Origin of the sequence: Stenotrophomonas sp. CASM106 (assembly GCF_049384825.1) — a bacterium.
Taxonomy (GTDB): Bacteria; Pseudomonadota; Gammaproteobacteria; order Xanthomonadales; family Xanthomonadaceae; genus Stenotrophomonas; species Stenotrophomonas muris.
The window spans coordinates 75,545-89,055 of the sequence record NZ_JBMRFS010000002.1 but is presented as its reverse complement, the minus strand read 5'-3'; the positions used below and the strand labels follow the sequence as shown (position 1 = coordinate 89,055).

Below are 13,511 nucleotides of genomic sequence, written 5' to 3'. Positions count from 1 at the left end.
TGAACCGGAAACTTGCCATGACCCCGATTCTCTTCTACGGCGTGCCCTCGGGCTGCTCGTTCGGCTCCATCGTCGCGCTGGAATGGCTGCGCCAGCCGTATCACCTGTGCCGTATCGACATGCCCGGCCAGGTGCAGGGCGAAGACTATCGCCGCCTCAATCCACTGGGCGAGACCCCCACTCTGTGCACCGCGCAGGGCGAACTGCTCAGCGAGAGCCTGGCCATCCTCAACCACCTGGCCGCCAAGGGCGTTGCGCAGGGGCTGGGCTTCGCACAGGGCACCTCCGGCTTCGACCGCCTCAACCACCGGCTGGCCTATCTCAACACCAGCTTCTTCGGTGCCTACGCCCCGCTCTGGCACGCGCTGGAACACGCCGAGGGCGATGACGGCAAGGCGCTGCGTGCCTATGGCACCACCAAGGTGCGCCAGGCCCATCAGGCGCTGGAGCAGATGCTCATCACAGGCCCGTGGCTGCTGGGCGAGCAGCGCAGCTTCGCCGACGCCTACTTCGCCGGCATCGCGCGCTGGAACGACTACCACCAGGTGGTCGATCGCCGCGAGTTCCCCAGGGTGCAGCAGCTGTTCGAGCGCTTGCAGGACGACGCCGGCGTGCAGTTCGCCCACGCCATCGAAGCACAGCGGCCGGCTACCAACAGCGGCGGCTTCCTCGGCGACGTGCGGCTGGAAGACGTGCTTGAGGCCGCGGCGGCCTGAGTCCTGCCCTGCCTGTGCGGCAGCGGCGCGCAATGCCCCTTGCGCGCCGCGCTACAGTGATATGTCCTCCGCCGCAGGAATCCGCGCATGTCTTCGTTCTCCGATCCGCAGGCCGTTGCCCGCTATGCCGAGGGCCCGCTGCGCCAGGTGCCGGGCTTCCTCGCGTTGCAGCAGATGAGTCGCCTGCTGCTGGCCGAACACGTTCCTGCGCAGGGCCGCGTGCTGGTGCTGGGCGCCGGTGGCGGGCTGGAGCTGAAGGCATTTGCCGAGGCGCAGCCGGGCTGGCAGCTGCTGGGCGTGGACCCGGCTGCACCGATGCTGGCCCTGGCCGAACAGACACTGGGCCCGCTGATGTCGCGCGTGCAGTTGCTGGAAGGCTACATCGACGATGCCCCCGACGTGCGCTTCGATGGTGCCAGCTGCCTGATGACCCTGCACTTCCTCGACGCCGCGCAGCGCCTGCACACGCTGCGCGAGCTGCACAGGCGCCTGCAGCCCGGCGCGCCGCTGGTGGTGGCCCACCACAGCGTGCCGCAGGATCCGGCCGGCAAGCTGCGCTGGTTGCAGCGCTACGCCGCGTTCGCCGAAGCCTCCGGCGTTGCCCACGCCGATGCACAGCGCGCGATCGACGCCATTGCCGAGCGGCTGCCGCTGCTGGCCCCCGAACAGGAGGTCGCCCTGCTGCAGGAGGCCGGCTTCGACGATGTGGAGCTGTTCTATGCGGGCTTCAGCTTCAAGGGCTGGGTGGCGTACGCCGGCTGATGCCTACGGCACCACCGTGATGCCGATGCGCTGCATCAACAGCGCCACCTGCTGGACATCCAGCGTGGCGCCACGCAGGTTGGTGCTGCGCAGGTCCAGCTCGCCCAGATCGGAATTGGTCAGGTCGCAGTCGGTGAAGTTGGCGCTGTTCCAGTCGATTCCCTCGAACTGGCCACCGGACAGGTCCGAGCCGGCAAAGCTGGCGCCGCTGACGTTTGCACCGTCCCAGCGGTTCTCCCACAGTTCGCATTTCTCCAGCGTGACCCGCGAGAAATTGGCATAGCGCAGGTTCGACTTCTTGATGAAGGCGCTGCAGAACCAGCTGCGCGTGGTGATCTGGTTCATGAAGCTGGCGTTGCTGAAATCCGCACCCTGCGCGCGGCACTCGCTGATCTCCAGGCCCAGCGCCTTGATGAAGTTGAAGTGGCACATGCTGATGTCGCAGCTGCGGAAGCTGGCCTCCTTCAATGTGGCGCCATTGAAGCGGCAGCCGCTGCGGCTGTCGGCATCGTAGAAGCTGCAGTTGATGAACTCGGTGGCGGTCAGGTCGGCACCGGAAAAATCGCACTCATGGAACTGCTGGTCGACCACTTTCTGGCCGGTGTACTGGTCGCCGGCAATACGCAGGCGGTGATGGACAGCGGGGGTCATGCGATGGAATCCAATCGGGTTCGGTCATTGCGCCGCGTCAGCGGCCACGGGTCGCCAGCAGGCCATTGGCGCCGGCCCACTGGTTGATGTCATCGCGTCGGATGGCAGCGGCCATCAGGCCGGGGAACGCATCGGGCGTGCAGGCGAACGAGGGTACGCCCAACGCGGCCAGCTTGCCTGCCAGCTGCTGGTCGTAGGACGGCGTACCTTCATCGCTCAGCGCCAGCAGCACGATGAACTGCACGCCCGACTCCACCAGCTCGTGCGCACGCGCCAGCAGCTTGTCCTCCACTCCACCTTCGTAAAGATCGGAAATCAGCACGAGGATCGCGCCATGTGGTTCGCGGATAAGCCCCTGGCAATAGCTCACCGCGCGATGGATGTCGGTGCCGCCGCCGAGCTGCACGCCAAACAGCAGATCGACCGGGTCATCCAGCTGCTCGCTCATGTCCACCACTTCGGTGTCGAACACCACCAGCCGCGTGGACACTGCCGGCAGCGAGGCCATCACCGCACCGAAGATGCTCGAATACACCACCGAAGCCGCCATCGAGCCGCTCTGGTCGATGCACAGCAGCACCTCGCGCTGCGGCTTGCGCGCCTTGCGCCCATAACCCACCAGTTCCTGTGGCACCACCGTGCGCAGTTCCGGCTGCCAGTGCCGCAGGTTACTGCGGATGGTGCGGTGCCAATCGATCTCGGCCAGGCGCGGCCGGCGGTTGCGGCGGGCACGGTCCAATGCACCGGTCACCGCCGAACGCATGGGCTCTTCCAGCCGCCGCAGCAGGTCGTCGACCACCGCGCGCACCACCATGCGCGCGGTGTCCTTGGTCTCCGCCGGGATGACCTGGCCCAGGCCGATCAGGTTGGCCACCAGGTGCACGTCCGGCTGCACCTGCTCCAGCATTTCCTTCTCCAGCAGCATCTGGGTCAGGTTGAGCCGCTGCAGGGCATCGCGCTGCATCACCTGCACCACCGAGGAAGGGAAGTAGCGGCGGATGTCGCCCAGCCAGCGCGCCACGTTCGGCGCCGATCCACCGCGCCCGCCGCGCCGGTTGAGGCCGCCCTGGCCCTCCGGTTCGTATAGCGCGGAGAGCGCCTGGTCGATGCCCTGCAGGGGCTTGGGCAGTGCGCCGCAGCTGCCATCGGCCTGCTGGCCCAGGATCAGCCGCCAGCGCTGTTCGCGCGTGGTGGGCAGCTGGCCCACTGTGTCATTGGACAGGTCGTCTGGCGTGCTCATCCGGCAATCCCCAACAGTTCGCGCAGCATCGGCAGCGCGCGCTCGGCGCGTGCCAGGTTCCAGTCCGGGGCTTCGCTGGCCACCGCCTTCGTCACAGTGGCCCGCGCAACCCGGGTGCCCAGGTCGCGGCGGTCAGCCGCCTCGAACGCGGCAAAGGTGCGCCGCACCAGCGGCAGCACGCGCACCAGCTGGGTTTCATCCAGGCTCACCACCCAGTCATCGATCATCCGCCACACCGCATCGTCATGCAGCAGCACGGTGGCGTTGCGGTTGAGAAAGCCATCCAGCCACTGCGCGGCCTGCAGCGGCTCGGCACCCGGCGAGAGTTGCTGCTGCAACTGGGTGTGCACGGTGCCGGCGTCCAGCGCGCCAGTATCGAACAGCAGGCGCAGGCTGACACCACGCAGCAGTGCCGTGCTGGCCTGCGACAGCGCGACCCGGCGCAGCGCCTGCCGCCACGCATCGCGGCCGTCGGCATCGTCGCGCAGGCTGATCGCCCGCTCGGCAGCCAGCACGACCTCGCGGGCCGCTTCCGCGCGTGCTTCGTCCAGTCCGGTCAGCGCCAGCGACAGGCCGATCACCGCGCGTTCCAGCATGCTGTCAAACAGGTGCGCGACCTGCACGCCCTCGGTCTGCCGCACGTTGCCATAGCGATGGATGTTGGCCAGCGGCGGCAGCGCGCCAAGCAGGGCCAGCGGATCGGCATCGGTGGCCGCGCGCGCTTCCAGTTCGGCCGCAATGGCCTGCACGGCCTGCGGCAGATCGGCCAGCAGCACCTGGTCGACCAGCTCGGACAACGCCGGCAGGTCAGCCGCTGCGCGTGCCTGGCTGACCGCCAGGTTCGACGCCGCATCCACCAGCGTCTGTCCATGGCGGCTGGCTTCCACCAGCGCCACCAGGAAATGCGGCTGCCAGGCCAGCTGCCAGAGTTCGTGGAAGGTGCCACGTGCAGCGTGGCCGGAGCGCGCCAACCGGCCCCATTCAATGCCCAGTAGGCGCAGGCGGTGCAGCAGGTGGCTGCGGGCCAGATCGTTGTCCTTGCGCAGGTCCAGGTCGAGGGTCTTTTCCAGTGCCTCGGGCTTCAGCCGCAGGCGCTTCTGCTGCGCTTCCAGGTCACGCTGCAGCGGTACCACCGGCACGCCGTCAGGCACCTGGCCCAGCGCATTGCCAATCAGCAGCTGCTCGCGGATCAACTGCATCGGCGCATCGTCGCCATTGCAGATGATGCTGCGGCTGGCCTCGCCGATCTCCTCAAGGCCAGGCGCCGGGCGCCCGCGCAGGGCCGCCAGGGTATCGGCCAGGCGTGTCGCCTCGATCAGATGCGCGGACGAACAGTCCAGGCCGTGTTCGCGCAGCAGGCGGCCCACCCGCGCATACCAGCCCACCGCACGCTGGCCATGCACCCCGGCATTGCGCCACAGGTGGTCGTACCAGCCCGGTGCATCGACACCGGCGCCGTAGCCGCTGCCTGCGCTCAGGTGGCGGTAGGTCCACGGCACCCACGTGCTCTGCGTTTTGCGCCGGCTCTGGCCCTTCAGCAGGCGGTTGTCGGCAGCCGCACTGTTGGCGCGCAGCGCCGCCGGCTGCAGCGCCGGCACGTGCCACGCGCCGCAGACCACGGCCACGCGGCTGAAGTTCTTGCTTGCCGCGCGCAGTGCCGTGCGCATGTGCGCCTCGCGCATCGCTTCCTGCTCGCCGCGGCGGCCGGGATAATCCAGGGTGTGTTCGCGCAGCGCGGTCATCGCTTCGGCAATCGCCTCGAACAGCCCCTGGCCATCGCCGCGTTCCTCCACCATGTGGTTCCACCAGGCCTCGCCATCGGCGTGGCCGGCGACCCGTGCCAGCCAGTCCAGCGGATCGGCCGGGCGCTCCTCGGCGGCCTCTTCGGCGGCGGCCTCAGCAGCATCGTCTGCCTCGGCATCCTCGGCATCCTCGTCCTGCGGCGGCGCCGGCCGCGCCTGCTCCAGCCACTCCAGCGACAACGCCGGTGGCACGTCCATGAAGCGCACCTCGACCGCATTGCGCGCGGCCCATTGCAGGGCCTGCCATTCCGGCGAGTACAGCGCGTACGGATGGAACACCGCCAGCTGCGGGTCGTCCACGCTGTAGGACAGCAGGGCCACGGGGGGCTGCATGGCCGCATCCAGCACGTGCGGCAACAGGTCCTCGGTACCGGCCGGACCCTCGATCAGCACGCAGTCCGGCTGCAACGCGTCCAGCGCGGCCAGCAGGCTGCGCGCGCAGCCCGGGCCGTGGTGACGGATGCCGAACAGGGAAGTCCCTTCACTCATCGGCGCGGGCCTGCTCAGGCGTGTTCGCGGAAGGCGCGGTACAGATCCTTCCACTCACTGCGTTCCTTCACCACCGTCTCCAGGTATTCCTTCCACACCAGCGCGTCCTGCACCGGGTCCTTGACGATGGCGCCGATCATGCCAGCGGCCATGTCCGCCGGGCGCAGCACGCCATCGCCGAAGTGGCCGGCCAGCGCCATGCCATTGTTGATGACCGAGATGGCCTCGGCGGTGGACAGCGTAGCGGTCGGGCTCTTCAGCTTCGACTTGCCATCCTCGGTGACGCCGTTGCGCAGCTCGCGGAAGATACGCACCACGCGCGCCACTTCCTGCAGCGCCGGCGGCTCGGCCGGCAGGTCCAGCGCCGTACCCAGTTCACCCACGCGCTTGAGCACGATGGCCACTTCGTCTTCCTCGCTGGACGGCACCGGCAGGATGACCGTGTTGAAGCGGCGCTTGAGTGCGCTCGACAGCTCGTTGACGCCCTTGTCGCGGTTGTTGGCCGTGGCGATCACGCTGAAGCCGCGCACGGCCTGCACTTCGCTGCCCAGCTCGGGCACCGGCAGGGTCTTTTCCGAAAGCACGGTGATCAGCGCATCCTGCACGTCGGCAGGAATGCGGGTGAGTTCCTCGATGCGGGCGATCTTGCCCAGGCGCATCGCGTTCATCATCGGGCTGGGCACCAGGGCCTTTTCGCTGGGGCCGTTGGCCAGCAGCTGCGCATAGTTCCAGCCGTAGCGGATCTGCTCTTCGCTGGTGCCAGCGGTGCCCTGCACCAGCAGGGTCGAATCACCGCTGATGGCCGCAGTCATGTGCTCGGACACCCAGGATTTGGCCGTGCCCGGCACGCCGAACAGCAGCAGCGCGCGGTCGGTGGCGATGGTGGCCACGGCGATTTCCATCAGCCGGCGGTCACCGATGTACTTGGGGCTGACCACGAAGCCGTTGTCCAGCGTGCCACCCACCAGATAGGTGACGACCGCCCACGGCGACATCGTCCAGTTGGCCGGGCGCTGGCGGTTGTCCTGGCGGCGCAGCTCCTCCAGTTCCTCGGCGTATTGGTGTTCGGCGTGCTGGCGCAGGACGGCAGTGGTCATGGTGGCTCCGTGTGTAAGGGGTTCGATCAGAAGGGGGAATACAGGGCCTGGCGCAGGGCCAGCAGCGCACGCGCCTGTTGCGCGCAGTGCAGCATCGCGTCGGTGGCCGTGGCCGGCGGCTCGGCGATCTGCACGCCGGCCAGCGTGGACGGATGCAGCACCGCCAGCAGTTCCAGCAGGCGGTCGCGCAGCAGGTAGTCGTAGCGCAGGCGTTCATCGCCGAACAGTGCGCCCACGCTGGGGGCCAGCGCCTGCGAATAGGCCGCACTCAACGACTGCGCCGCGCCGGTGCTGTCCAGCACATCATCGAGCAGGCCCTGTGCGATCAGGTCCTGCAGCTTGGCCGGCCAGTACCGCTCGCGCTGCGCCGCAGGCAGCAACGCCAGCAGCTCGCTCTTGCGCGCATGGGTTTCCTTCAGCGCGACCAGCGCTTCCACCCACTCCGGTTCGCTGGCATCCACGCGCTCCAGCCACGCGCGCAGCAACGCCTGGTACCAGTCGCCCTCGCGCGCCCAGGCCACGACCTCGGCGGCCGGCTTTTCCAGCGTCCGGCACCACCAGGCCAGCGGCAGCTGGCGCGCCAGCTGGTACAGCCACCAGGCCCGCTCGCCCAGCACTTCGCCGTTGGGCCGCTTGCCGTCGATCGCCGCTTCGGCCCAGCCCGGGTCAAGCGTGGCCGGCGCCTCCAGCGTCCACGCCAGGCGACGCAGCAGGCCGCTGCGCGACTGCTGCAGCAACGCCGCCATCTGCACCTGCAGGTATGCCGCGTGCGCCGAGTCGGGCAGTCGCGCCAGCATCGGCCCGGCCAGCGCGCGCACCTCGCGGCTGCGGTCCTTCAACAAGGCCTGCAACAGCGGCGCATCGTCCGCGCCCAGGCCCGCCTGCAGCGCGGCCACGAACGCGGCACGCTCGCGTGCGGGCAGTTCCTTCAGGCTGTCCTGCAACCGCGTACGCGCCGCCGCTACATCCTCCAGGCGCTGCTGCTGGAACACGGCCAGGCGTGCCTCGCTGCTGCCCTCTTTCCAGACCTGCTCGACCTCCTCCGCGCTGGCCTGCGCTTCCAGCGGTGCAGACGCATAGCGCCACTCCGGATTGCAGGCCGCCAGCCAGTAACCGCGCACCCCCAGCACCGCACGCAGCGCCTCGCGCAGCACGGCCAGGCGCGCGCCTGCCTCCAGCGCCTGTGGCAGCACCGCCACCGGCAGGTGCCGGCCGTGTGCGGCCAGCTGCGCGCAGGCCTGCAGCCGCAGCCGCTTGCCCCAAGGCGAGAACTGGCCGGGCTGGAACACCGTGGCCAGCAACGCAACCCACGGGTGGTCGGCCGCCAACTGCAGTGGGTCATCCGCCACTGGTGGCGGCACGCTCACCGCTGCGGCCGTGCGCACGGCGGCGCGCTCGCAGGCGGCGAGCACGCCCACTTGGCGGCTGTAGGCCAATGCCGGTTCGTCCGCATCGGCCACCGCCTGCAGCAGCACATCCAGCGCGCCACCCACGGCAATCACCTGCGGGCGGTCAATGCCCAGCAACGCCGGCTTCAACCAGGCCTGGTTCATGCGGCACTCCTTTCCCAGCGCTCGTCGCGCGCATTCCATGCCGACAGTGGCAACAGCACCTGGCCGTCCCACTCACCCATCACGCACACCGGATGACCACCGGCAAACGCCATCAACGCCCACGCCTGCAGGCCCGGCAGCTGCAGCGGCAGCGCGCCTTCGGCATGCTGCAGCCAGCACTGCGTGCCGTCATGGGCGATGTGGACGTCCTGCAGGCGCATCGGCACCTGCGGCAACCAGGGGTTGCGCGCGTACGCCTGCGAGGCCGCGTCGAAGGTATCGGTGCGGGGCGTGGTGGTTTCAGCGCGGGCCGCTTCGAATTCGCTCACCAAAGCGCGCAGCGGCACACTGCCGGCATGGAAATGCAGCCGCGCCGCATGCACGCTGCCAGTGCGCCATTGTTCCTGCCAGCCGCGACCGCCGTGGCTGAAATCCTGCACCAGCGCACTGCGCCCGCTGTCCAGCCCATGCAGCCAGACGCGGCGCTCGACCAGGTTGCCCGGCTGTTCCAGCAGCCATTGCCCCTGCACGTGCCAGCGGTCGTGCACCGCCTCGCCATCGCGCTGCACCGCCTCGCGGTCTACCGGCCAGCCCAGCGCGGCGCGCAGGTCGGCCAGTCGCGCCGGTTCGTACTGCGCACGGCGTGCCACGGCCTGGGTCAGCAGCTGCAGCAGCCCCAGCCGCGCGCCCAGTTCGCCCAGGCCAGCCAGGCCCGGTATGCCCTCGCCCAGCGCAGCCTCCAGCTGGCTGGCCAGCCCCGGCGCCTGCGCATCAATCATGCGCGCGACCATGGTCTGGCCCTGCGCGTGGAAATCGGCGGGCAGGTTGGCCAGGCCCTGGCGGAACTGATCGGCAATCCAGCGCTGCAGCTCGGCTGCACCGGCTTCGATGCGGCCCCAGCGCACCTGCTCGCGCTTGGCGGTAGCCGCAGCCTGCGCCTGCGGGTCCGGGGGCGGCGCAACAGCGGCCGCCTCCACGGCAGCCTCCTTGCGCGCGGCGCGGTCGCGGCGTCCGTTCAGCCATTCGTCCACCCACGCCGGTCGCGCCTGTGGCACGCAGCGCGGGTTGCCGGCGGCATACAACAGCAGCAGGGCCAGCCCGTGCTTGCAGGGAAATTTGCGGCTGGGGCAGGAACACCGGCTGACCAGCGCGGCCAGGTCCACCTGGGTCTGGTAGGGCTTGGAACCGCTGCCCTGGCATTCGCCCCACAGCGCCTCGTCATCGGCACCCAGCAGGCCCCATTTGCCATCGATGGCCAGGCCGCCGCCGGCCTTGGCCGACGCCGCATCCGGCGCAAGCGCGAGTACCTGCTCGCGCGTGAGTCGTACTTCCATATGCGTACCCACTTCAGATCGACCCATCATAGCGAAGGCGGATGACAATGACTGTGGCAACGATCATCACGCACGGGCGTATCACCACGCGAGACCGGCCGCCATCATCCCCTTCGCTGGCGCGGCCGGCCGAATTTCATCCGCAGGCGACGGTAGCCGATCACCACGCCAGTCGCGCACAGCCCCGTACCCGCGACGCTCAGCAGCAACAGCACGCCCAGCCGCGTGTTCTCCTGCCGTAGCATGCCCGGCAGGTCCCAGCTGTGCAGGAAGTAGAACAGCCAGCGGCCGACGCGTTCGCGATGGCCCAGGATCAGCAACGGATCGCCGGTGGCCAGATCGATGTACACCCGCGTGGCGTGTTCATCGCCGAAGTCGGCCACCGCCACCGGGAAGCGCCGCACCGCCGCACCGTTCATCGCCTCAGGCGCGCGGGGATAGAACCAGGCATCCGGTGTATGCAGGATCGTGAATGCACGCAGCGGTGCGGTGCCCAAGACCGGTGCACGCTGCTGCAGCCACGCCACCGGCAGTTGCTTCGCAAGCTGCAGCTGCCCATCTACGCGCGAGACGATGCGCGTACCGCCCTGCCCGTCCAGCAGCACCGCAAACAGCTGGCCATCGATACGCCGCCACTGGATCTCCACCGGCGCAAACCCCGCCCGTGCCGCGGAGGCCAGCAACGCCTGCGGCTGGGCCAGCGCATCATCCAGCGCCACCACCGCACCGCGATAACGCTCGGCATTCGTCGCATCCGCCGGGCTGCTGAACACCTGCAGCGGATTCATCGACATCAGGCCGCTGAAAATCCAGGTGAACACGAAGGCCGCAGCACACAATCCGATCAGATGGTGCCAGCGCATCCACGGCTCGACGTACGGCGTCTTCGCACCGGAACGATAATGCCCACGGAAACGCCAGCGCCATACGCCCACCACGATGCCGCTGATCGCCGCCACCGTGCACAGTGCGGACAGCACGATCACCCCCCACGTCCACACCGGGTCGACCGACTGCATGCGCAGGAAGTACAGCCAGTGCAGCCAGGCGCCCACATAGTTCCAGCGCTGCTGCGCATGCGGGGCGTCCAGCACCACCTCACCGGTATGCGAGGACACATACAGGTCGCCCGGCTGAGCGCCGCCCACCTCCACCCGATACAGCGGCCGATGCGCGTCCAGTGCACGCGAATGCGTCCAACGATCCTCATTCACGCGCATTGCACCCACGAAGGCCTGGCCGCCCGCGAACTGCGCGGCGGATGCTTCAGCGCGCTGTGCCGACACCGGCAGCAGGGCCTGGCCGGTCACGGCAGACCAGGCCCCCACGTTGCTGCCACTGCGCACCACATACGCCGCCTCGCCACGCAGCGTGGTCAACGCCACAGCCTCCGGCTCGGCCTGCACGGCAGCCGGCAGTACCGACAGCCCCTGCAGGTCGCGGGCCTCACCCAGCACCGGCAACGCCGCCAGCCGCTCACCGGGTGTCAGCTTCGGGTAACCAATGAACAGCATCACCATGCCGCTGACGAACCACAGCAGCATCAGCAGGCATCCGCCGATGCCCAGCCAGCGATGCACCAGGTAGGTCCAGCGCTTGGCGGTGGAACGCAACGTCATTCCGCGCCCTCAGAAGCGATGGTCGACGGTGAATTCGACGCGCCGGTCCGCACCCAGCAGCCACTGCGTGCTGGTGTAGTACGCGGTGGCGTAGTACGCCTTGTCGAACACGTTGAACAACCGCGCGGACAGTTGAGTGCGCGGTGCCGCCTGCCAGGTCAGTGCCAGGTCGGTGGTGCTGTAGCCGGGCAGTTCCAGCGTATTGGCGTTGTCGGCGTAGCGCTTGCCGACGTAGCGAACGCCACCCGCCGCACTCCAGTCCGGTGCGAACTGCCAGCCCAGCCACACACTGGCCAGGCGCTCGGCTACGTTCGGCGGCACGTTGCCATCACGCGATACCAGCACCGCCGGCGAACCCGTGGTTTCCAGGAAGTCCTCGAATTCGGCCTTCAGCACCGTCGCGTTGGCATCGAGCGACCAGCGCGGCGCGAAGTTCCAGTTCAACGACGCCTCGATACCGCGCGAGGTCTGCGCGCCCACCTGCACCCGGCGATCCGGCACCAGCGGATCGCGGCTGAGCAGCCCGGTCTTGCGGATGCGATACGCCGCCAGCGTCCACTCGCCACCGTCGAAGGCCTGCTTCAGGCCCACCTCGATCTGCCGGCCCTTGGCCAGGTCAAAGGCGCCGTTGGCCGGGCTGATCATCAGCAGGCCACTGACCGGGTCCGCCGCCTGCGAATACTGCGCATACAGGCTCAGCGTCGGCTGCAGCGCGAGTACCGTACCCGCACGCCAGCCTGTGCTGCTGTAGGTCTTCGAGAACGCGTTCTGGCCGCTGATCAGATCGGTGCGATCAATGCGCGCGCGGTCGTGGCGCAGGCCACCCAGCACCGACCAGCGCTCGCTCAGCGCCAGCCGGTCTTCCACGAACAGCGCGTACTGCTCGGCACGGTTGCGGTAGCGCGGCAGGTTCGGCGCGTCGCTGGCGAACTGGCCCGGGACAGGATCGAACGGATCGACCGGGCCCGAGCTGCCGGCATAGCTGTTGTTGGTGTGCTTGAAGTGCGCGCGGTTGGCGTCCAGGCCCACCACGAAGTTGTTCTGCAGGCCACCCGCCGTTCCCTGCACACGCAGCGTCGAGGTCAGTCCGGTCTGGTCCTGGTTGTGGGTGATCTCGGTATTGCCCGAGCGATCGATCAAGCCGGTAGCGCGGTTGTAGACATAGGCCTCGGCATTGCGCCAATCACGCTGGCTGTCGATCTGGTAGACGCGGGTTCGCCATTCCACGTTCGCGTTCGGTGTCCACAGCGCGTCGAGCTGGGTCCAGCGGTCGCGGAAGCGGATCTCGCTGTCGTCCACGTTGTAGTTGCGGTGGCGCAGCGCCTCCAGCTGGCGGCCCTCGACCAGCGGCGTGCCGAAGTAGCGCATGGGTTGCTGGTAGCCCTGCGCATGGGTGAGCATCAGCTGCAGGTCCGCACGTGGCTGCCACAGCAACGCACCGGAGAATGTCGCGTCGCTGTTGCGTCCACGATCAACCCAGCCACCGCTGTAGTTGCCGCTCACATCAACCCGATAGGCCAGCTCAGGCGTCAGCGCGCCACCACTGCCGAAGCCCAGCCGCGCGGTGTCCTCGCTGCCCACGGTCATGCTGATCTGGTTCTCGATGGCGCCGCGCGTGGGCTTCTTCGGCACGATGTTGATCACGCCGCCGATCGCCCCGTCGCCATGGATCACCGAGGCCGGGCCGCGCAGCACTTCGATGCGCTCGATCGACCAGGTATCGAACGGGAACGTGATGCCCACGCCGCCGTACTGGCGCAGCCCATCGTACAGCCGCATCACCGAGGCACCGTCGGTGAAGCCGCGGCTGGACAGCGCACTCAGGCCATTGCCCGGGTGCGGCACGGCACTGATCGCACCCGCTCGGCTGATCGCATCGTTGAGGTTGCTGTCGCCGCGCTGCTCCAGCTGCTCGCGCGAAATGACCGTCAGGCTGGCCGGTGTCTGCAACACGCTCAGGCCCAACGCAGAGCCGGCGCTGGCGGTGGAAGACAGTTCACCGCTGCGGGTATCGACCACGCGTACGGTCTCCAGCGTGGTCGGGGGTGCCGCGCCGGCGGCAAGCAGGGGCGCGGCATGCAAGAGCAGCGAGCACAGGACAGGCAGCGTCGCCCGGCGCAGGCGCGCGGGGTTGGGGTTCGTTTTCATTTTTTCACGGCATGCAAGGCCACCCCGCAATGGCAGGGCAGCAATCAGAAAGGGACAGACACGCGCGTGCGGGCACCGGCCGTGGCCGGCAACCTCATGG

Annotated in this window: 10 protein-coding genes; 2 read left to right on the top strand and 8 right to left on the bottom strand. The window is 68.7% G+C overall.

All coding sequences use genetic code 11. The features are described from left to right. The first annotated feature begins 17 nt into the window (after window positions 1–17). Together VG556_RS04115 and VG556_RS04110 are read left to right on the top strand one after the other, a co-directional pair. Complete coding sequence (locus VG556_RS04115; RefSeq protein ID WP_100449560.1) at window positions 18–716, top strand: glutathione S-transferase family protein; 699 nt, start codon at window positions 18–20, stop codon at window positions 714–716. Window positions 717–803: 87 nt separating this feature from the next. After that, window positions 804–1,478: a class I SAM-dependent methyltransferase gene (locus VG556_RS04110; protein ID WP_100449559.1), complete on the top strand. Its 675-nt coding sequence runs from the start codon at window positions 804–806 to the stop codon at window positions 1,476–1,478. Between the two features lie 3 nt (window positions 1,479–1,481). On the opposite strand, the gene smqnr is transcribed toward VG556_RS04110, so the two are convergent. The 8 genes from smqnr to VG556_RS04070 form a co-directional block, all read right to left on the bottom strand. Next, the gene (gene smqnr / locus VG556_RS04105) at window positions 1,482–2,129 is read right to left on the bottom strand and encodes a SmQnr family pentapeptide repeat protein (protein ID WP_100449558.1); all 648 of its coding nucleotides are present in this window, start codon (window positions 2,127–2,129) and stop codon (window positions 1,482–1,484) included. A 37-nt stretch (window positions 2,130–2,166) separates the two neighbouring features. Beyond that, a complete protein-coding gene (locus VG556_RS04100; protein WP_049405055.1) occupies window positions 2,167–3,369 on the bottom strand; it encodes a vWA domain-containing protein in 1,203 nt (400 codons plus the stop codon). Beyond that, window positions 3,366–5,660, bottom strand: coding sequence for a DUF5682 family protein (locus VG556_RS04095; protein ID WP_049419215.1), 2,295 nt, complete (start codon window positions 5,658–5,660; stop codon window positions 3,366–3,368). Before VG556_RS04095 ends, VG556_RS04100 begins: the two co-directional genes overlap by 4 nt. A 14-nt stretch (window positions 5,661–5,674) precedes the next feature. Further along, entirely contained in the window at window positions 5,675–6,757 is a 1,083-nt protein-coding gene (locus VG556_RS04090; protein WP_049405058.1) for an ATP-binding protein, read from the bottom strand. A gap of 26 nt (window positions 6,758–6,783) precedes the next feature. Further along, window positions 6,784–8,310: a DUF5691 domain-containing protein gene (locus VG556_RS04085; RefSeq protein WP_100449557.1), complete on the bottom strand. Its 1,527-nt coding sequence runs from the start codon at window positions 8,308–8,310 to the stop codon at window positions 6,784–6,786. Then, the gene (locus VG556_RS04080; RefSeq protein WP_049405062.1) at window positions 8,307–9,644 is read right to left on the bottom strand and encodes an SWIM zinc finger family protein; all 1,338 of its coding nucleotides are present in this window, start codon (window positions 9,642–9,644) and stop codon (window positions 8,307–8,309) included. The genes VG556_RS04085 and VG556_RS04080 overlap by 4 nt, the downstream gene beginning before the upstream one ends. Window positions 9,645–9,748: 104 nt before the next feature. Beyond that, window positions 9,749–11,263 (bottom strand): PepSY domain-containing protein, encoded by a 1,515-nt coding sequence (locus tag VG556_RS04075; RefSeq protein WP_100449556.1) that lies wholly within the window; start codon window positions 11,261–11,263, stop codon window positions 9,749–9,751. Window positions 11,264–11,272: 9 nt separating this feature from the next. After that, complete coding sequence (locus VG556_RS04070) at window positions 11,273–13,411, bottom strand: TonB-dependent receptor (RefSeq protein WP_162292846.1); 2,139 nt, start codon at window positions 13,409–13,411, stop codon at window positions 11,273–11,275. Window positions 13,412–13,511: the final 100 nt, after the last annotated feature.